Source organism: Motiliproteus coralliicola (genome assembly GCF_003345655.1).
In the GTDB taxonomy this organism is placed as follows: Bacteria; Pseudomonadota; Gammaproteobacteria; order Pseudomonadales; family Balneatricaceae; genus Motiliproteus; species Motiliproteus coralliicola.
Genome location: NZ_QQOH01000003.1, coordinates 56,449 through 75,537, shown reverse-complemented (window position 1 = coordinate 75,537; position 19,089 = coordinate 56,449). Strand labels below are relative to the sequence as shown.

The following is a 19,089-nucleotide window of genomic DNA, read 5'->3' as shown; positions in this document are numbered from 1 at the left end:
GCCCGGCTGGATGGATAGCCGCTATCTAAGCGCTTGTAACTCTTAAGTTTCAAATGGTCGTTTACATGGCTGCTATTAATATAGCACCGCTTTTATCAACCATTTTCGGGCTCTGACGCCGGGCGTTACCCGCCGCTTAGTGGAATCAGGTTCAGTCGACTGATCGACAGCTGCAGATCAACCGGCCAGATCCATAGCCGGTAGGGTTCGGGGATTTGCATATATTCGGTTGGTCCGTAGAGCCGTCGGTCGCGCATATCGGCGCAGTAGCGTGAGCGCCAGCTGTGTCGTCGGGCCTCACTCAAGCGCTCGCCGTTGACCAGCTTTTTGGTGATGCTGTAGAGCTTTTCGCACATCCGGTATTCGTAGCCGGGCATCGACAGCGGTTGCTGATATTGCCCTCGTGAGGCGTTCTTGGCCGCCAGTGCCTGCTCCACAAACAGCGGCAGATCCAGTTCACCGGGGATGTTGGGGAACAGGATAAAGGGGGCCGCCCAGCCGCTTTCGACCATGTTGAGGTTGAAGGTGGCTCGCTGGGTCCGTGACAGGGTGGCGATCTCACGGGTGCTGTAGGACGGGGAGACATAGGCCAGCAGGCGGCCGTAGCCGTCAAACGGCGGTTCAGGGCTGCGTACAAACAGCTTGCGTTTTGACCCCGACGGCTTGGTAAGGCGCTGGTCGATGAGTTGCTGGTAATGCTCGCCGGCCTGTTTGCCCTGTCGGAACTGCAGGGTACCGGCGTCGATATCCGCCAGCTTGGGCAGAATGTAGTGGGCGAAGCTGTCGCTGACCGGGGCTTGGCCCGTTTGAATCCAGTCCGCCAGTTGCTGGAATTGGGCATCGATCTTGGCGGCACCGTTGTCGGAGCGGGCGGTGGTTTCGGGGGTGTCGATCGACAGCATGCGGATCGGCATCCGAATATTGGGGGTGTCGCCGTCGGAGATATCGGTGAGCGATCGAGCGCCAAGCGATGGCAGATTAGTGCCTTGCGGTGTCCATAGGATCTCAAGCTTGTCCATAAGGCCCCTTACTCAGCGGATAGTGTGGTGTCAGGGTTAAGCGGCAAATCCTAAACGACAACATACAACCGGTTGGGGTGCCCAGATCGACACGCCGTTTAACAGGGTAGTGTTTTGTGCATGATATAGCTGTCCACATAGCCTAGTTGGCGGTGGCGATAACCGCCGGGGATGGTGCCGATAATCCGGAATCCCAACTTCTGCCATAAACGGATGGCCCCTTCGTTGGTGGAGACGACCGAGTTGAACTGCATCGCTTTGAAACCCAGCTCCATGGCCATCAGTTGCGAGTGATCGCAAAGCGCCGTGGCGATACCGCAGCCACGGGCGTGGGGACTGACCATATAGCCGCAATTGCAGACATGATCGCCGGGGCCTGCGGCGTTGGGTTTGATGAAGTAGGAGCCGAGGACTTTGCCCTGTTCCAAGTACGCCAGGGTTTTGAGCGGCTCGAGGCACCATAGTTGGTAAGCCTGTTCATAGCTCATGTCCGGATCGAAACTGTAGCTTTCCTGTGCGGTGGTGATGGCCGAAAAGGTTGGCCAGAACTGCTCAAAATCTGCGGCGGTCATTTCCCTGATCATGGACTCTCCAGATCGTCGTACGCATACCCAGATTCAGCATAGCCGTTGTAACGCGGTTGTACCGTGAATTTTTGAGCAGACAGCGGGTGCTGGCCTTCGGGAGTGAGGTGAGAGGGAGAGGGGGAGGGAGCGATCTGCTGCTCAGGCGCAGCAGATCAGTCGCTCGTCGTCGAAGCCAGGGTAGGGTTGGCCATCCAGGGCCGCGCTGATGGCATTGAGTACCAGCCATTTCTTGGCACACCAGCCCGGAGCCAGCAAGATCTCGGGCTCGGCGGTGCCGGTCAGGCGGTGGTAGACCAGCTCGGGTGGACTACGGCGAATGATTTCGACGCAGGCTTCGATATAGTCGTCGAATCCCAGGGTGGTGAACTCACCCCGGTTCCACTGGCGGGCCAGTTGGGTGCCTTTGACCACATGCAACGGGTGCAGCTTCATCCCTTGGGTGGCGGTACTGGCCTGACCCAGCTCCATGACCCGATCGAAGCTGGCAACGCTGTCCATCGCGGTTTCGCCGGGCAGACCGACGATCAGGTGGGTGCAGACCTGTAGCTCGCGCAGTCGCGCTCGTTCGATCGCGTCCTGATATTCGTCCCAGCCATGACCGCGGTTAACCCGCTCGAGGCTGTGATCGTTGGCCGATTGCAGACCAAGCTCCAGCCAGACTTCGTGGCCCTGCTCCTGGTAGGAGGCCAGCAGATCCAATACCGGATCCGGTACGCAGTCGGGACGGGTGCCGACCGACAGGCCGATCACATCCGGCTCGCACAAGGCATCGTCGTAGAGCTCTTTGAGGTAGTTAATGTCGGCGTAGGTGTTGGTGTAGGCCTGGAAGTAGGCTAGGTAGTGGTTGGCGCCGGTCCGCTTGCGGATCACCTGGCGTCCCGCTTCGATCTGCGAGGCGACCGTCGGCGGTTGTTTGGCGTTGGGGGCGAAGGAGCTGTTGTTACAGAAGGTACAGCCGCCCAGCCCCTTGGTGCCGTCGCGGTTGGGGCAGGTAAAGCTGGCGTTGAGCGCCAGCTTATGAACCCGGTACCCGTATTTTTGCTGCATGTGGCGGCCAAAGGTATTGACCTGTGCCGATAACTGCATGACGTCGGCTCACTATTTGTCGGTGCGAGGTTGTGGTAACCGTTGCGTGCCGGTCGGCACGTGCCGACCGGGTCACGCGGGTTAGTGGTTTACAGCTTGGAGTACAGTTGGCTGCCTTGCTCTTTGAACTCCTGGGCCTTCTCGGCCATGCCTTTGTCGGCCTCGACGTTGATCGCGGCGATCTGGTTGTCATCCAGTTCACGGACCTCTTGGCTGATCTTCATCGAGCAGAACTTCGGACCACACATGGAGCAGAAGTGGGCTACCTTGGCGGACTCCTTCGGTAGAGTCTCGTCGTGGTACTCACGTGCGGTATCCGGGTCCAGGCCGATGTTGAACTGGTCTTCCCAGCGGAACTCGAAGCGGGCCTTGGACATGGCGTTGTCGCGGATCTGGGCACCGGGGTGACCCTTGGCCAGGTCAGCGGCGTGGGCGGCCAGCTTGTAGGTGATGATGCCGGTCTTGACGTCGTCCTTGTTGGGCAGACCCAGGTGCTCTTTCGGAGTCACGTAGCAGAGCATCGCGCAGCCGTACCAGCCGATCATCGCCGCACCGATACCGGAGGTGATGTGGTCGTAGCCCGGTGCGATGTCGGTGGTCAACGGGCCGAGGGTGTAGAACGGCGCTTCGTGACACTCTTCGAGCTGCTTGTCCATGTTCTCTTTGATCATGTGCATCGGCACGTGACCCGGACCTTCGATCATTACCTGGACGTCGTACTTCCAGGCCACCTTGGTCAGCTCACCTAGGGTTTCCAGTTCGGCGAACTGGGCTTCGTCGTTGGCGTCGTAGACCGAGCCCGGACGCAGGCCGTCACCCAGGGAGAAGGCCACATCGTATTCGGCACAGATCTGACAGATCTCTTCGAAGTGGGTGTAGAGGAAGTTCTCTTCGTGGTGTGCCAGGCACCACTTGGCCATGATGGAACCGCCACGGGAAACGATACCGGTCATCCGCTTGGCGGTCATCGGCACGTAGCGCAGCAGCACGCCAGCGTGGATGGTGAAGTAGTCGACCCCTTGCTCGGCCTGTTCGATCAGGGTGTCGCGGAACACTTCCCAGGTCAGGTCTTCGGCGACGCCGTTAACCTTCTCCAGCGCCTGGTAGATCGGTACGGTACCGATCGGCACATGGGAGTTACGGATGATCCACTCACGGGTTTCATGGATGTTCTTGCCGGTGGACAGGTCCATGATGGTGTCGGAGCCCCAGCGGGTACCCCAGGTCATCTTGGCGACTTCTTCCTCGATCGAGGAGCCCAGCGCCGAGTTACCGATGTTGCCGTTGATCTTCACCAGGAAGTTACGGCCGATGATCATCGGCTCCAGCTCCGGGTGGTTGATGTTACAAGGGATGATGGCGCGGCCGGCGGCGACTTCCGCACGGACGAACTCCGGGGTGATCTCGTCAGGGATATTGGCGCCGAAGCTGTGGCCCGGGTGCTGCTCGTTCAGCTGCGGGTTGTGCTTGGCTTCAACCAGCTTCATGTTCTCGCGGATGGCGATGTATTCCATCTCCGGGGTGATGATGCCGCGCTTGGCGTAGTGAAGCTGGGTGACGTTCTTGCCTTCTTTGGCTCGACGGGGTTTGCGCTGCAGGTCAAAACGCAGGGTATCCAGCTCGGCCAGTGCTTCGCGCTGACGACCGTACTCGGAGCTCAGGCCGTCGAGCTGCTCGGTGTCGTCGCGCTCGAGGATCCACTCGTTACGGACCGAGGAAAGGCCACGGCGTACATCGATGCTGACTTCGGGATCGGTGTAGGGACCGGAGGTGTCGTAGACCCGCAGCGGCTCGTTCTTCTCGCCACCGAACGCGGTCGGGGTGTCGGCCAGGGTGATTTCACGCATCGGTACTCGAATGTCCGGGCGGGAGCCTTCGATGTAGACCTTGCGGCTACCCGGGAACGGCTGAACCGAGGCTTCATCGACCTTGGCGGTATCTTTGAGGTTGGCGTTTTCTTGTTTGTTCATTATCGACATCTCCGGCTTCTGTCGGCCATCGACCGCAACAGGCGGTCAAAAAGTGATGTCTTGAAGGGAGGGGGAGAGGAACCGATAAACAGACAGGGCGGTGACGTACAGGTTGCCCAATGCTTGTTTCCTACGCCGGTATTAACCGGATCAGGTTCACGGGTTGGTGTTAACCTCTCATCCCACTGAGTGGGAACCCCGACAAGACGCGATAGATTGTAACGAATTTACTAACGGATGGAAGGCCGATAAGCGGCCTTCTAATTCAGGCCCCCTGAGTCGTACCCAGCAGGTGCTCGGACAGCAGTTGGTAGCGCACGGTCAACGGCAGGTTGAGCGCGGACCACTTTTCGGACTCGGATTCCAGATGGGCGTGGGCCTTCTCAGCGGCGGCGACAGCCGAACGTTGAGTCAGGGCGCAATCGGACTGGACCTCATAGCGCTTCAATGCCTCAAGTACTACGGCGCAATCTTTCTCGCCAACGATTTGTTCGATGAGGGTGTCAAATGATGCCATGGTAAGCCCCTTGCCGTCCTAACCGTGGGACGGGTTGTCTTTATTGTTGCTGGGTTTTTATCACGCCTGTTAGCAGGCTGATAGCAATGTATAGGCCCACCGGAAGATCGTTAAGATCCAGTTATCAGGGGGAGCTGGGACCAGCACCGTTGCCGGATTCAGCCCCGTTAATATCTTCATGAGATATCTCATTTTTTCCCATGCTAAATTGCAGGATGAAGAGTGCCGGTGGTTGAAAAACTGGCAAGCTGTGCCCGGGATAACGGGGCCGTCTAACCCTGGCTTTGGCTGGTACGAGGTGGCTGTGTTAACCGTGGAACACTAAGATTAAGTGGGGCTCCTTAACCAACCCCTGATGGTCCTTTTTCGTACCCGGTGTTGTCGTGTGGTTGAGCTTTTGGCGATGAACTAACGGTCATTGATCATGTTGAAAATTGATTCAATCCAACAGCCTATCTTATCGCTGGTTCGAGCCGTTACGGCTGCGATCCTGTTGCTGATCTCGGTCGCTGCTGTGGCCGAAATCCGTTTGTTGAGCACCGAAGAGCCTCCGACCAATTTCACCTACGCAGGCAACTTTACCGGCACCACCACCGAAATGGTTCGCGAGATCCGTAAACGCCTGGGCTGGTCGGCCAAAGTTGAGGTTTACCCCTGGAGTCGTGCCTATCAGATCGCGTTGAATGCACCGGATGTGCTGGTCTTTACCGTCGGTAAAACAGCGGAGCGTGAACAGGCGGGGTTTACCTTTATCGGTCCGGTTTCTACCCGCAAACACGGGGTCTTCAGCCGTATCGACCAGGCGGTTTCGGATTTCGACGCGATGAAAGACTCGCAAGAGCCCGTTGCGGTTATGCGTGGTGATTGGCGCGCCAAGTATCTGGCAGGAGAGGGCTTCAGCGTGCTGGATATGAACAACCACGCACAGGGGTTTCGGATGCTGATGAATGGAAGAATCAATTATTGGCTAAGCTCCGATCTGGAAGCGCCGATGACCGCCAGATCCTTGGGGTATCGGATGGCCGATATCAAAATGGTCAAACTGATCAGGGAATCTGGAAGTTATATGGCCTTCTCCCCCGGCACCAATCCGGAGCTGATCCAGAAGTGGCGGGGTGCTTTCAAGGAGCTGCAACACACCGACTTCTTTGATCAGCAGCGCACGCTTTGGAGCAATATTCTGGATGCGCAGATTGAGTACCGACCGGAAGCGGGGTACATCGTTAGATATTGATTACAGAACCTGGGAATCACGCCCAGCGGGCCCAGTAACAGGTTCGTTAATAGGCCTTCGCTAGAGCAGAGAAGCCCTACGCACTGGAGCTGCGGTCTCGACCTGCTTCTTTCGCTGTGTAGAGATGCTTATCCGATCGCTCAACTAACTGATAAAAATTCAGGTCGGTCGCAATTACCGAAGATACACCAATAGAGGTAGTCACTCGAATGGTGCTCCCTTGAACCACGACACTCATCGCTCTGATCGCTTCTAGAATCTTCTCTGCTAACAGGCTGCCCCCGTCCAAATTGGTGTTGGGAGCGAGTACCACAAACTCTTCTCCACCGTAGCGGCCGACTAAATCCGTCTCCCTGACAACGCCTAAAATAACCTCTGCGGCCTGCTTGAGAACGAGATCTCCAATCGGGTGCCCATATTGATCGTTAATGGCTTTGAAATGATCCAAATCGATCATCAACAGGCATAGGTGGGTATTGTTACGTTTGCTCAATAAAAACTCTCGTTCACCCTGGGTATCGATGGCGCGGCGATTCCAAAGAGAGGTCAAAGGATCATGTAATGCCGCATCTTCCAACCGTTGCTGTAGCTGATTACGCTCTGTAACGTCAAAAATTGAAGAGTGAAGATAAGTTTTCCCTTCCAGTGATACCGGGCATGAATGAATTTCGACATCTCGAATTTCACCAGAAGATAGATGATGTTGAAATTGAAACTTACATTGCTTCTCTGAGGTCACCAGCGCCATGCCGGCTCGACATTCGGCAACCGACATTTTGTTGATATCATAGATCTTTATTTCTTTAATTCTCTCTTCGCTGTAGCCATAGAAATTAAGGGCCGCAGGATTCGCATCGACGATCTGTCCGTCATTGGGGTCGATGAGTAATTTGATCGTTGGGTCTTTATAAAAGATTTGTGCGTAGACGCGTTGCCGCTCCTCTTTTGCTTTTTGCGCTTCGAGTTCGGCTGTTACATCCTGCAATGTGCCTACTACCTTAGTAAATCTAAGGCTATCTCGATGATCCTGTTGAGCTCTGAGTCGCAAGCAGATCTCTTGCCCACTTCTCGTCTCAACTCGGAATATCTCGTTAATCGCTCTTCCGGTAAGGAGCTCTTCAAGCATCCCCTGAAACTGAATAATCTGTTCCGTGGTAAAGTTTCTTCGAATATCTTTTAATCTAACCCATTCACCAGGTTTGAATGCTGCAAGAATGTTAAGGCTTTCTTTGCTGAAGCTGACCAACTCTTTATCAATATGCCATTGCCATGAGCCAATTTTTGATAGCTTTTGAGCCTCTTTCAATGCCTCGTTTTTCTGTGTTAGCTGATCCGTTATTGCACTGATTTTCTCACCCATCAAATTAAAACTGGATTCTAGATTTCCTAGTTCATCATTCGATTTTTTATCTATTTTTATTTTGTAGTTTCCTGAGGCTATCTCATCAGATACCAGCAGCAACTTGTTGAGTCGGCTATCTATAAGGTATTTGAAGCTCATATAGATACATAAGAAAAAAGAACAGGCGAGAGCTAGAATTCCTAGCCCTATCTCTATCGCAAGTTCATTACCCAGTTTCGATAATGAAATACGATCGATTGCAACAACCAGTTCGGCATGGTTGGGATAAACAAAACCGACCGATTGGTCTAATACAATAGCCCTTTCATTACTGACGGGCGTATCGATTGGGTCTAAGGGGTATAATTGCTGCCCTTGACTGTTTACCAGTTTGATAACAAGCCAGTTATCGTTCGCATGCTCTAGGGCATCCAGGGTTTCATAAATGTTAGCCAGCTGACCTTGTAACAGAAATGGAAGGATCGCTTCTGATGCTGTCATCAGGTGAGCCTGGATTTCATTCAAAACCATACTTTCTGCTTTCTGCCTTAGATGAGGCATCGAATAAAAAGCGATGTATAGAACAAAAGCTAACAGCAGAGAAAGTATCAGGGTGCTTAATTTCGTACGTATGCTCATTTATGGATAATTCAGTGACTGACCCAGTAATGATCAAGGCCCCAGTCCAGCATTTTTTCGTAATCGCTGGAGCTGGCTTTGACGGCTTCTCTTATCGGTATGGCACTCAGCAGTTTTTTCCCAGTAGCTTCTTTCGAGAGGCTTAGCAGGGCTTGTTGAAGTAATTGTCTATCCGTCTCGGGAACACGTGGATGCGCTGAAATCGGGTGCGGGGCGACTCGTTGGGTTTCATACAAAACCCTGAGCTTGTCAGACAGTTCCGGTTTTTGAGCGCGCAAGGTACTCATCACTCCGCCGCCGGCTTGTACCTGCCTCAACGCAACGTTGAGATAGACCGATGAGTGGGTTTGCACATAGCTGGGAACGAAGTTAATCGAATGCTTGCGGTCAAGGTCGGCTCGTATCATCAGCGAGGCGCCAAACGCATTCGGAGCAGGGAAGGCGATCCTTTTACCATCAAGATCATCGATGGACTGTATATCGCTGTCGCTGCGGACAACCAATACTCCATAGAGCTCGCGGCCTCCGTCCCTAATCAGTGGTATATAACCTTGAGAGGCGGACGCGCGCAGGCTATGGAACGGATTCATATAGACAAAATCATACTCGCCGGCAATAAAGCTCTTTTCGAATTCTGGAATTCTGGGGCTGCCTTGCAGGTGAATGTTGAATCCCGTGCGCTTTTCCAGTTCATCGACGATGGGTTGCCAAATTTGGAACAGTTTTCGTTGCTCAAACTGGGGTACGACGCCCAGGGTGTAGCTTTTTTCGTTTCCGATTTCGTGGTGTGCAAAGGAGGTATGACTAAGCACTAAGGTGCTGAGAAGAACGGCGGTCTTGACTAACGAACGACACAAGAAACCCATGACAACAATCCCTGTGGTAACTCTGTCTACCCCACCTAATCGTTAGCATCAGGAATAACTGAATTCGCAAATGATTGATTAGGCAAAGTTCATGCGTTGAGTATGCTACGAGATCGCAAAGCGTTACTTGCCATGGATCAAATATCTATCGGCTAGCGCCGGGTTCTAGAGTTTTCTGTATCGGGCACTTTACTTCCATGACCCACTTGGGGTGCATCGTTTCAAATCAGATCACCCAGCAGTGATCAATCAATCAAGTCTGCTCTGAAAGTGCCAATCCACGGTCCACTCCCCATGCCCCCAGTGCAAGAAAAAAATTGAACTATACTCAGCCGTCATCAGCTAGTAGTAATCATCAGGCAAGCTAAGTTATTGCTTAGGCAGGAGAACTATCATGGCGAGAGACAGCAAACTAGTGCGCTGCTCTAGGGCGCTATTATTGTTAGCGGCTTCTTTAGCGTTAACTGCGTGCACTTCCAAACTCGCCAAACAGGAGGAGTTTTCAGGTTTCTTGAGCGATTATTCTCAACTCAAGCCTGTCGTTGCGGCGGATGGTACCGAAGTACTTAGATGGACTAGTCCTGAATTACAGAAACGTACTTTCAGCAAGGTCATGTTAGACCCCGTTTCCATTTACCCAGCCCCTAAACCTGGCCCGAGACTTCGATCCGAGGTACTGAGTAATCTGCTGGTTTACCTCAATAAGGCAATTCGTAAGGAAGTCGGCAATGAGTTTGAGCTAGTCGCTGAACCCGGTCTGGACACGCTCAGGGTCAAAGCCGCGATTACAGGCGTACGTTCGCGTGTCGAAGATCTTGCCGCTTATGAATATGTCCCTATTGCCTTGGTACTTGCCGGTGCCAATACCGCTGCGGGTACCCGGGACCATGTGGTCGAACTCTTTGCCGAAGGTGAACTGCTCGATAGCTATTCAGGAGAACGCTTGGCTGCCGGTGTTCGCAAGGGGTTCGGCCGTCCCCTCGAAAACGACAGTCAGCAGGTGGAAATGGAAAACGTGCGTCCAGTCTTGGATGCATGGGCCAAAGCGATGGTTAGATTACTGAGACCCTTGGTTCAGCCGAAGTCAGGTTAAGCCGACTCGGCTGGGTGAACTTCAATAAACCACTTGGGGTTCATCGCTTCAAAATCGGTGCGTAGGTTAGTCGGTAAATAACTGGCTGAATCGATCACAACCGCCTGACCTTCAACCCGCTTAAACACCACCCAATGCCAGAAGTCCTTGCCCTTTTCTTGGTGATGCTTGATCGCCAAGAGGGCAAGATCCGGTAAGGCGGACCAGGACTCAAACGAGATCTCATTGGTGCCAGTCTCAATCCCCTCCGCTCGCAGCAATCGTCTGACATAGTGGGTATCCGACCAGAGCGACTCATCGTTGGCGTAGATTCCCATCGCATTGGCGATCGTTTTCATCTCCGAGTAGCTCTTGCCGAGGATATTGGCAACCGATGCGATTCCGCAGCCGGTGGTTTCTTCTTGAATGACAGGCTTCAGATTGGATACTCCGTACTTGATAGTCAGTGAGTTGATAGCGACGTCTGGCGATAGCTTAAACTTTCTACAACAAGATAGCGCAGGTTCGGTGACAAGTAACATGCACGATCCCGGTGGTAGGGTCCCGACACCATAGGGATGAATATCAACAAGGAGTTCTCATGACGATGCGGTTGAACGCAGATTTTGAGCAGCGGGTCGTTATTCGTCCCGAGCAGTATCAGTGGGTGGACTCGCCGATGCCGGGTGTAACACGGATGATGCTCGACAGAATCGGTGACGAGGTGGCGAGGGCCACTTCGATTGTCCGTTATGCACCATATAGTGAGTTTTCAGCACATACCCATTCTGGAGGTGAAGAGTTTCTGGTGCTGGACGGGGTCTTTTCGGACGAGCACGGTGACTACGGTAAAGGCGCTTACGTTCGCAATCCCATCGGAACGTCCCATACCCCCAGGATTGGAAAGGAAGGGGCGACGATTTTGGTCAAACTGCATCAATTTGTGCCAGAGGACGACGAGCAGAAGGTGATCGATACCAACCAGCAGCCTTGGCTGCCGGGATTAGTCGATGGGCTGAGCGTGATGCCGTTGCATGAATTCGAGCACGAGCATGTGGCTTTGGTTAGGTGGGCGCCAAATACCCAGTTCAGTAGCCACTGTCATTGGGGTGGCGAGGAGATCTTCGTGCTGGAGGGTACCTTCCATGATGAGCATGGCAGTTACCCTAAGGGGACTTGGCTTCGAAGTCCTCATTTGAGTCAGCACATACCCTTTACCCAAGAAGATGGGGCACTGATTTTTGTGAAAACAGGTCATCTGCCAGATCAAAGCGCTTAGGTCAGGCTGCCTTGTCACTTTGGCGATTGCAGAGATCAACCAATTTTCGATCTGCGCTGGTCTGCCAACAGATCCGTTCGTTGATTCGAGTCCGCTTCACCCTGGAGTTCTGATGGCTGTGGGCGCAAACTTGAGGGACTGATTTTTGTCGGCGTGGTCGATGCGATGGCGCGGAATTCCCGGGTCATATGGGCCTGGTCACTAAAACCAAACTGCTGCGCGACCTCCGCTAAGTTGGCCTTGGAGTGCTGTTGCAAATAGTGGATCGCTTTCCTGATTCTGAGGATGCGCTGGTAGTGTTTGGGCGTCATGTCTAGTCGATGCTGAAACAGCCGCTCGATCTGGCGCAGGCTCAAGGTGGAGAGTTCAGCGACTCGCCCGACCATCTCCTGTTGTTCGATCTGCTGCATAGCCCGATCCAGCGCGTCGGGTATCATCTGGCTCTTACCCAGATGCTGCTCAGCCCAACGATGGATGGTTTCGAGGTGAGATTGCGGCCTCAGCTGCTGCCGGAGTTCGGCAAACGTGTTGTAGAGATTGAATTGATGGTCTTCGGAAGGTGGCAGCAATGTCGGCTTGTCGTAATGCTGGCCGGTGACTCCGTATCCAATGGCCGGATGAAAGCGAATGCCAGCGAGTCGAGCACCGCTAGGAAGGGAGATGTTGGCCGCCTGCTTGCTGACCGGCAGCATAATCACGCCTTCTGGCAGGGGGACACCTGCGATACTCAATCCGCCGACCAGGTTGAAAATAATGCCGCTGCCGGCGTCCGAATAGAGCCATTTTGCGATCGAGCCTGATTCTGATTGCTGTACCGAGGCCGACCAGATGGCCTGGACAAACAATGCCAGCTGTCCCGACGGTTGGGACAGCTGAAAGTTAAAACCAGAATCAGAGTGCTTAGTTGGGTTTATAACTGCCCACCTCGGGTTTAAAAGTCTTGGCGACGCGGTTCCAGCTATTGATCGCATTGATGGCGAGGGTCAGGTCCACAACACCTTTTTCACCTAACACCCGAACCAGGTCTTGGTAGCGCTGATCGTTAACCGGTTGGCCCCGGGTTAAGTGTTCTGCCCAATCTAACGCCGTGCGTTCTAAATCGGAATAGTGGGGCATATCACGCCAGGCATTCAATCCCAGGATGCGTTCGTTGGTTTCTCCTAGGTTCAACGCATCCTTGCTGTGCATGTCGATACAGAAGGCGCACTGGTTGATCTGTGACACCCTGAGTTTAACCAACTCCCAGAGTTTGATATTGAGAATTTCTGAGCTGTTGAACTGCGCCCGCAGGTAGTCTTCCTGCTGCAGCAGGATCTGCATGGCTTGGGGGGCGAGGTTGAAGTAGTCGGCGCGTGAGGTCATAGCGTATCTCCATCTTGATTATGCAGACAAAGATAACGCTGGGCCGGATGCTGGTATTGAAGATTTCCGACACCGCAGTGGTGCGGTGCCGGATAGGTTTGGGCTTTTAACGGCGGCTGGCCAGCAGATCGACCACTTCGTAGAACAGCGCATTGTCCATCGACTGACTCAGATCCATCGCCAGGCTGCGGCGGTAATAGCGGCTCAGGTCCAGTCCGACGCCCAGAGCCATCAATTCGATCTGGCCCCCCAGTTCGATACTTCCAGCCACCTGTTGTAGGTGGTGGTCGAGGTAATCCGGTGGGTTGTGTTGCGCGGTCATGCTGTCCATCGGGCAACCATCGGAGATCACGATCAGGATCTTGCGGTTGGCGCTGCTGCTCTGCAGCCGGCCGGCAGCCCACTGCAGGGCTTCGCCATCGATGCCTTCGCGGAACAGGGTCGGCTTGAGCAGGGCGGCGATATTGGCCCGGGCTCGGCGCCAGCTCAGTTCGGCATCCTTGTAGACGATATGGCTGACTTCGGATAATCGGCCAGGGTTGGCCGGGCAGCCACGGCCACGCCACTGTTTAAACGGTTTGCCGCCGTTCCAGGAGCCGGTGGTGAAGCCCAGCACTTCGGAGCGGGCACCGCACTGTTCGAAGGCGCGGCTGAGCACGTCCACCAGCATGCAGATCGATTCGATGTGCTCTTTCATCGAGCCGGAGTTGTCGATCAGAAAGCAGACCTGGGCGTCGGTGTGGGGCAGGCGTTGTTCCTGGCGGAATACCCGACGTTCGGCCGGGCTGGTGACCAGGCGGCTGAGGCGGCGGGCGTCCAGTCGACCTTCCTCTTCACCGAAGCGCCAGCCGTCCAGGCGGGGTGCTGCTAGCGCACGGGCGATCTGGCGGCTCAGGCGCGGCACGTTGATGCCCTGGCGCTTGATGCGTTTATCCAGTTGCTCACGCAGGGTACGGCGCTGGTCCAGCCGCACGATCTTGTCGGCGCTCAATTCGCGGTCAAATTCGCGGCTGAAGACCTTGTACTGGCTCAGGGCTTCGCTCAGCTCGCGCTCGGTCTGGGTTCGGCTAACGGCATTGTGGTTATCCAGCCCATCCAGATTGTCATCATCCTCCTCCAGAATCAGGCTGAAGTTGGTGTTCTCGGCGATATCGGAGCTGTCGCGTTCGTCATCATCGTCACCGCTGGGCTGTCCCGCTTCGATGATGCTGCTCAGTTCGCGGCCGATCCCCAGGGCGTGCTGGGCAAACGCGGCCTGATCGTGGCGCTGGCGTCGCAAGCCCAGCAGATCGGTGCCGATATGGGGGGCCAATACCGCCCGTTGCGGTTCGATCAGACCTTCGGTCTCTTCCAGGGTCGGGTAGCCGGTCAGCCGTGACCAGGCCGACTGGATCACGGTAAACAGCATCAGGCCGACCTGATTTTCGGTCATGCCGGACTGGTGGTATTGCAGGCACCAGTGGACAAAGCGGTGCTTCAGGTTACGGCGGATGCCGGGGTGATCATCGCTGACCTGGGCTTCGGCCCGCAGTTGTTCAAGAATCTCGAACAGAGTCTGTTCCAGCGGCTTCTCGGGCATCAGCGAGGCATGCAACTCGGCATCGCTGTGGATCAATCGCAAGGCTAGGCCGTCGGCGGCACCACGGAAAGAATCGAAATCATCCTCGGTGACATCGGTATACAGGTGCGGGGCGCGAATGCGTACCCGGCGGCCATCCTGTTCCAGCCGGTGGCCCCGGTAGCGCAGTCGGGGGTTGCCGGTCAGTGCCCGGATGGTAGCCGCACAGAGCTCTTCCAGCCGCTGCTGGCGCTTCTCCTTGCGGGGCTGTTCCACCTTAATCTGGGGGGTGGCGGTGGTGTTGCTGCCCCAGTGGACCAACGGACCGGTCATCGCGATACTCTCTTTCGAATTGGCTTATTCGATCTAGCTGAGCCGATCGGGTTTAAGCGATCTGATGCAGTGATTCGGATTCAGGCAGCTCATCGTTGAAGCAGCGCTGATAGTACTCGGCCACCAGCTCACGCTCGGCCTCGTCGCACTTGTTCAGGAAGCTGAGCCGGAACGCCAGTTCGGTGTCGTGGAAGATCTGCTGGTTTTCCGCCCAGGAGATCACGGTACGCGGCGACATCAGGATCGACAGATCGCCGGAGGCGAAGCTCTGGCGGGTCAGGTCGGCCACGGCCACCATGCGGTCGACCAGTGCCTGACCGGCGTCATTGTCGAGGCCCGGTACCCGGCCCTGAACGATCGCTACTTCTTCCTGGCGCGGCAGGTAATTGAGGCTGACGACGATATTCCAACGGTCGATCTGGGCCTGGTTCAGTACCTGGGTGCCGTGGTAGAGGCCGTTCAGGTTGCCCAGGCCAACGGTGTTGGCGGTGGCGAACAGACGGAAGTAGGGGTGCGGCTGGATCACTTCGTTTTGATCCAGCAGGGTGAACTTGCCGTCACGCTCCAGAATCCGCTGGATGACGAACATCACGTCCGGGCGACCGGCATCGAACTCATCAAAGATCAACGCCACCGGGCGGCGCAGCGACCAGGGCACGATGCCTTCCTGGAACGCGGTGATCTGCTTGCCGTCCTGCAGGCTGATGGTGTCCTTGCCGACCAGGTCCAGACGGCTGATGTGACCATCCAGGTTGACCCGTACACAGGGCCAGTTCAGGCGTGCGGCGACCTGCTCGATATGGGTCGATTTACCGGTGCCGTGCAGGCCCTGGATCATGACCCGGCGGTCTTGGGTGAAGCCGGCCAGAATCGCCAGGGTGACTTCACGATTGAACCGGTAGGCCGGGTCGATCTCCGGCACATGGTCATCACGTTCGCTAAAGGCTGGTACCTTCAGGTCGGAATCGATGCCGAACACATCACGTACTGAAACCAGGCAATCGGGTTGCTGTAGATGGATGTCGCTCATGGGTTTCTCCGCGGTTGCGCTCAGGTCGGACTGGCGTGCACCTCTTCGGGTGCACGCGCGGCGACGTAGTAACTAAATTAGCTGGATATTTCGGGGCTGTTCTGGGCTGGTCTAACCCTGCAGAAATTATCAGAACTGCAGGAAGATCAGAACCAGTACGGCCAGGAACAGGGTTTCGCCGACGATCAGCGCCATCGGGCGCCAGCCCATGGCTGCCAGCTCCTGGAAGGAGGACTTCATGCCCAGGCCGACCATGGCAACGATCAGACACCAGCGAGAGGCTTCAACCATCATGCTGGAAACTTCCGGGGCGATAACGCCGCCGCTGTTCAGGCCAACGATGATGATGAAGGCGACCAGGAAGCCCGGCAGTGGGAATCCGGACGGCTTGCCGCTGCTTTCGGTCTGACCCCAGCGAGCTGCGACCAGCGAGATGATCAGTACCACCGGAACCAGCATCGATACGCGCAGCAGCTTGGTGAAGGTGGCGATATCACCGATCTCGTCGGACATCAGGTAACCGGCACCGACTACCTGGGCCACATCGTGGATGGTGGCGCCGAGGAAAACACCGCTGGCGGCAGTATCGAGTCCGAAATAGGTAACGATAAACGGATAGACGATCATCGCCACGGTGCTCAGTGCGGTCACGGCGATGACGGTGAAGATCAGGTTCTTTTCAGAGTCCTTGTCCTGCGGCAGTACCGCAGCAACCGCCAGCGCGGCCGATGCACCACAGATACCAACGGAGGAGCCGGTCAGAACACTCTGCGAGCGACCCAGACCGAGCCAGCGGCCCATCAGGACACCACAGAAAATGGTGGAAGGAACGGCGATCAAAACGATAACGATCGGGGTGAAGCCCAGGCTCATCAGCTGCTCGACGGTGATCCGCGCACCCAGCAGGGCGATACCGAAACGCAGCACGGTCTTGGCGGAAAACTGAATGCCGGGAACACACTTGCCTTCGTTGGACAGGTAGTTGAAGGCCATGCCCATCAGTAGGGCGTTGAGGATAACGGGGCCGCCGTAATGCTCAGAAACAAACTTGGCTGCCATAGCGATAACCATACAGATGGCGGCGCCGGGCAAAAGCTTTTGCAGGGTCTTGCGGTACTCCAGAGGGCTGCGCTCTAGTCCGATCATTTTCATCATCCGTTGGGCTCCGAACTGGGCGGCGGTGTTACGGCAAGGAACAACCACCCGTTATTGTTATAGGGGAACCTTTGAACAAGTCCTAGCTAGACTCTGCAAGTGCCTAAAGTCGGCAGAATCTAGGCGCAGGCTGCAGTCAATGGCTGCCGCCCTTGGCAAAGGCTGCAACAACGAGTCTGTCGACTTTAGGCCTTGCCCTTGGGGCCTTCAGTTTGATTCACACTCTGCGTTGCAGCTTCTCGTCAGGTCTAGACATGGCTTCAAAGCTGCGCCTGGATTTTGAATCAACCTGAAAGCCAGAGTCCTGCTAGGACTTATTCATAGGTTCCTAGCAACTCTAATCAGCACCCGGATTAAAGTAATGGTCCAGTTCGGGGGTACTGATATAACCAGTGGATATTAACCGCCCTCAAGGCTGGACCCAGTCAGGCGTCAAGACTGGCCTTTGTCCCTATGTGGCGGGCTTTCTACCATGGGTCAAGCTGTTCACAGGGTATATAGAGAAGAGAGTCCGTGAACACTCGATACTGTTTATAAGAATAACCGATCGGTCGGGTTATCCTGGCCACAGAGGAGCGTGGAACGTGATTATTGAATCCAGAAACCCGGCCACCGGTGTGGTCGACCAGGTCTTTGACGCCCTGACTGCCGAGCAGTTGGAAGCCAAGCTGTCCAAGGCCGCCGCTGCCGCACCGGGCTGGCGTGGCCAGAGCTACCTGCAGCGTGGCCTTTACCTGCGCAAGGTGGCGGAGCTGCTGCGTCGTGATCGCGAGTCGCTGGCCGAACTGATGGGCCAGGAGATGGGCAAACTGAAAGCCGAGGCCCTGGGCGAAGTCGATAAGTGTGCACTGGCCTGTGATCACTATGCCGATAACACCGCCGCGTTGCTGGCCGACCAAAGCGTTGCCACCGCCGCCCACAAGAGCCAGGTGATTTTTCAGCCGCTGGGCACGGTGATGGGCATCATGCCGTGGAACTTCCCGCTATGGCAGGTGTTCCGTTTCCTGGCCCCGACCCTGATGGCCGGTAACACCGCGCTGTTGAAGCATGCGCCCAATGTCCCCGGTTGCGCGCTGGCGGTCGAGGCGCTGTTTCAGGAAGCCGGATTGCCCGAAGGGGTGTTCAGCACCCTGCTGATCTCAGTGGAGCAGACCGAGGCGCTGATCGCCGATGAGCGGATTCAGGGTGTGGCCTTCACCGGCAGTGAGAAAGCCGGTCGCCAGGTCGCCACCCTAGCCGGTCAAAACCTGAAGAAGGTGGTACTGGAGCTGGGTGGTTCCGACCCGCTGGTGGTGCTTGAGGATGCCAACCTGGAGCAGGCGGTCGAAATTGCGGTGAAGTCGCGTTTCAGCAACGCCGGTCAGATCTGTATCGCCGCCAAGCGCTTTATTCTGGTGGATGCGATCGCCGATCGCTTTGTTGAGCTGTTGAAAGAGCGGGTGGCACAGTTGCAGCCGGGTAGCACTTTGGCGCCGATGGCCCGTGAAGACCTGCGCGCCGGACTGCATGCCCAGGTGCAGGCCAGCATCTACCAAGGGGCCAAGCCGCTCTGTGGTTGCGATATCCAAGAGGGCGATGGCTACTTCTACCAAGCCTCGATTCTGGATCAGGTTCAGCCGGGCATGACCGCCTTCGATGAGGAACTGTTCGGCCCGGTGGCTACCATTGTTCGTGTTGCCGACGAGCAGGAAGCGCTGCGGATGGCCAACGCGACCCGCTTTGGATTGGGGGCCAGCGTCTGGACCGCCGACCTGCAGCGCGGTGAGGCCTTTGCCCGCGGTGTTGAATCCGGTTGCTGCTTCGTCAATGCGATGGTCGGCAGCGATGTACGACTGCCGTTTGGCGGTATCAAGGCATCCGGTCTGGGGCGCGAGCTGGGCAGCCACGGCCTGATGGAGTTCTGCAACGTCAAAACCGTCTGGATCGACGCCTGATTCGACTGGGCCGGCGGCCGCTCTGGCGCGGCTGGCCCCCTTTCTGGCCCCATAGTAAAAAGCCCCGATCGGCGAGATCCGATCGGGGCTTTTTTATTGGTTTTTC

At 55.9% G+C, this 19,089-nt stretch carries 17 protein-coding genes and 1 riboswitch; of the genes, 4 read left to right on the top strand and 13 right to left on the bottom strand.

The genetic code is table 11. From position 1 onward, the window contains the following. Positions 1 to 125 precede the first annotated feature (125 nt). From DV711_RS11125 to DV711_RS11105, 5 genes are all read right to left on the bottom strand, one after another. The gene (locus DV711_RS11125; protein ID WP_114695783.1) at positions 126 to 1,019 is read right to left on the bottom strand and encodes a nuclease; all 894 of its coding nucleotides are present in this window, start codon (positions 1,017 to 1,019) and stop codon (positions 126 to 128) included. 98 nt (positions 1,020 to 1,117) lie between these two features. Beyond that, the gene (locus DV711_RS11120; protein ID WP_114695782.1) at positions 1,118 to 1,603 is read right to left on the bottom strand and encodes a GNAT family N-acetyltransferase; all 486 of its coding nucleotides are present in this window, start codon (positions 1,601 to 1,603) and stop codon (positions 1,118 to 1,120) included. Between the two features lie 141 nt (positions 1,604 to 1,744). Continuing rightward, positions 1,745 to 2,692 (bottom strand): tRNA modification radical SAM protein MnmL/YtqA, encoded by a 948-nt coding sequence (gene mnmL, locus DV711_RS11115; RefSeq protein ID WP_114695781.1) that lies wholly within the window; start codon positions 2,690 to 2,692, stop codon positions 1,745 to 1,747. Positions 2,693 to 2,781: 89 nt separating this feature from the next. After that, positions 2,782 to 4,662, bottom strand: coding sequence for a phosphomethylpyrimidine synthase ThiC (gene thiC / locus DV711_RS11110; RefSeq protein ID WP_114695780.1), 1,881 nt, complete (start codon positions 4,660 to 4,662; stop codon positions 2,782 to 2,784). A gap of 110 nt (positions 4,663 to 4,772) precedes the next feature. Continuing rightward, positions 4,773 to 4,873: riboswitch (TPP riboswitch) on the bottom strand. Positions 4,874 to 4,927: 54 nt separating this feature from the next. Then, positions 4,928 to 5,179 (bottom strand): hypothetical protein, encoded by a 252-nt coding sequence (locus tag DV711_RS11105; RefSeq protein WP_114695779.1) that lies wholly within the window; start codon positions 5,177 to 5,179, stop codon positions 4,928 to 4,930. Between the two features lie 424 nt (positions 5,180 to 5,603). On the opposite strand from DV711_RS11105, the gene DV711_RS11100 reads away from it, so the two are divergent. After that, entirely contained in the window at positions 5,604 to 6,413 is an 810-nt protein-coding gene (locus tag DV711_RS11100; protein ID WP_114695778.1) for a substrate-binding periplasmic protein, read from the top strand. A gap of 76 nt (positions 6,414 to 6,489) precedes the next feature. On the opposite strand, the gene DV711_RS11095 is transcribed toward DV711_RS11100, so the two are convergent. After that, positions 6,490 to 8,394 (bottom strand): diguanylate cyclase, encoded by a 1,905-nt coding sequence (locus DV711_RS11095; protein WP_114695777.1) that lies wholly within the window; start codon positions 8,392 to 8,394, stop codon positions 6,490 to 6,492. 11 nt (positions 8,395 to 8,405) lie between these two features. After that, complete coding sequence (locus tag DV711_RS11090) at positions 8,406 to 9,260, bottom strand: phosphate/phosphite/phosphonate ABC transporter substrate-binding protein (RefSeq protein WP_114695776.1); 855 nt, start codon at positions 9,258 to 9,260, stop codon at positions 8,406 to 8,408. A gap of 394 nt (positions 9,261 to 9,654) precedes the next feature. Here DV711_RS11090 and DV711_RS11085 point away from each other — a divergent pair, with 394 nt between their 5' ends. Beyond that, positions 9,655 to 10,353: a DUF3313 domain-containing protein gene (locus tag DV711_RS11085; RefSeq protein ID WP_114695775.1), complete on the top strand. Its 699-nt coding sequence runs from the start codon at positions 9,655 to 9,657 to the stop codon at positions 10,351 to 10,353. Here DV711_RS11085 and DV711_RS11080 read toward each other — a convergent pair. After that, positions 10,350 to 10,772: a cysteine peptidase family C39 domain-containing protein gene (locus DV711_RS11080; RefSeq protein ID WP_114696301.1), complete on the bottom strand. Its 423-nt coding sequence runs from the start codon at positions 10,770 to 10,772 to the stop codon at positions 10,350 to 10,352. The genes DV711_RS11085 and DV711_RS11080 overlap by 4 nt on opposite strands. A gap of 161 nt (positions 10,773 to 10,933) precedes the next feature. Here DV711_RS11080 and DV711_RS11075 point away from each other — a divergent pair, with 161 nt between their 5' ends. Next, complete coding sequence (locus tag DV711_RS11075; RefSeq protein WP_114695774.1) at positions 10,934 to 11,611, top strand: cupin domain-containing protein; 678 nt, start codon at positions 10,934 to 10,936, stop codon at positions 11,609 to 11,611. Positions 11,612 to 11,646: 35 nt separating this feature from the next. On the opposite strand, the gene DV711_RS11070 is transcribed toward DV711_RS11075, so the two are convergent. The 5 genes from DV711_RS11070 to DV711_RS11050 form a co-directional block, all read right to left on the bottom strand. Then, positions 11,647 to 12,456: an AraC family transcriptional regulator gene (locus DV711_RS11070; protein WP_243633800.1), complete on the bottom strand. Its 810-nt coding sequence runs from the start codon at positions 12,454 to 12,456 to the stop codon at positions 11,647 to 11,649. Positions 12,457 to 12,511: 55 nt separating this feature from the next. Continuing rightward, positions 12,512 to 12,973: a carboxymuconolactone decarboxylase family protein gene (locus DV711_RS11065; RefSeq protein WP_114695772.1), complete on the bottom strand. Its 462-nt coding sequence runs from the start codon at positions 12,971 to 12,973 to the stop codon at positions 12,512 to 12,514. Between the two features lie 106 nt (positions 12,974 to 13,079). Further along, a complete protein-coding gene (locus DV711_RS11060; RefSeq protein ID WP_114695771.1) occupies positions 13,080 to 14,864 on the bottom strand; it encodes a cobaltochelatase CobT-related protein in 1,785 nt (594 codons plus the stop codon). A gap of 52 nt (positions 14,865 to 14,916) precedes the next feature. Continuing rightward, complete coding sequence (locus DV711_RS11055; protein WP_114695770.1) at positions 14,917 to 15,894, bottom strand: AAA family ATPase; 978 nt, start codon at positions 15,892 to 15,894, stop codon at positions 14,917 to 14,919. A gap of 129 nt (positions 15,895 to 16,023) precedes the next feature. Beyond that, the gene (locus DV711_RS11050) at positions 16,024 to 17,049 is read right to left on the bottom strand and encodes a YeiH family protein (protein ID WP_207802620.1); all 1,026 of its coding nucleotides are present in this window, start codon (positions 17,047 to 17,049) and stop codon (positions 16,024 to 16,026) included. 584 nt (positions 17,050 to 17,633) lie between these two features. Here DV711_RS11050 and DV711_RS11045 point away from each other — a divergent pair. Beyond that, a complete protein-coding gene (locus DV711_RS11045) occupies positions 17,634 to 18,983 on the top strand; it encodes an NAD-dependent succinate-semialdehyde dehydrogenase (protein ID WP_114695769.1) in 1,350 nt (449 codons plus the stop codon). Positions 18,984 to 19,089: the final 106 nt, after the last annotated feature.

Bases quoted from the DNA above. Each gene is read 5' to 3' on its own strand.
- DV711_RS11125 (WP_114695783.1), bottom strand. From the start codon at position 1,019: ATGGACAAGCTTGAGATCCTATGGACACCGCAAGGCACTAATCTGCCA.
- DV711_RS11120 (WP_114695782.1), bottom strand. From the start codon at position 1,603: ATGATCAGGGAAATGACCGCCGCAGATTTTGAGCAGTTCTGGCCAACC.
- mnmL (WP_114695781.1), bottom strand. From the start codon at position 2,692: ATGCAGTTATCGGCACAGGTCAATACCTTTGGCCGCCACATGCAGCAA.
- thiC (WP_114695780.1), bottom strand. From the start codon at position 4,662: ATGAACAAACAAGAAAACGCCAACCTCAAAGATACCGCCAAGGTCGAT.
- DV711_RS11105 (WP_114695779.1), bottom strand. From the start codon at position 5,179: ATGGCATCATTTGACACCCTCATCGAACAAATCGTTGGCGAGAAAGAT.
- DV711_RS11100 (WP_114695778.1), top strand. From the start codon at position 5,604: ATGTTGAAAATTGATTCAATCCAACAGCCTATCTTATCGCTGGTTCGA.
- DV711_RS11095 (WP_114695777.1), bottom strand. From the start codon at position 8,394: ATGAGCATACGTACGAAATTAAGCACCCTGATACTTTCTCTGCTGTTA.
- DV711_RS11090 (WP_114695776.1), bottom strand. From the start codon at position 9,260: ATGGGTTTCTTGTGTCGTTCGTTAGTCAAGACCGCCGTTCTTCTCAGC.
- DV711_RS11085 (WP_114695775.1), top strand. From the start codon at position 9,655: ATGGCGAGAGACAGCAAACTAGTGCGCTGCTCTAGGGCGCTATTATTG.
- DV711_RS11075 (WP_114695774.1), top strand. From the start codon at position 10,934: ATGACGATGCGGTTGAACGCAGATTTTGAGCAGCGGGTCGTTATTCGT.
- DV711_RS11065 (WP_114695772.1), bottom strand. From the start codon at position 12,973: ATGACCTCACGCGCCGACTACTTCAACCTCGCCCCCCAAGCCATGCAG.
- DV711_RS11060 (WP_114695771.1), bottom strand. From the start codon at position 14,864: ATGACCGGTCCGTTGGTCCACTGGGGCAGCAACACCACCGCCACCCCC.
- DV711_RS11055 (WP_114695770.1), bottom strand. From the start codon at position 15,894: ATGAGCGACATCCATCTACAGCAACCCGATTGCCTGGTTTCAGTACGT.
- DV711_RS11050 (WP_207802620.1), bottom strand. From the start codon at position 17,049: ATGATGAAAATGATCGGACTAGAGCGCAGCCCTCTGGAGTACCGCAAG.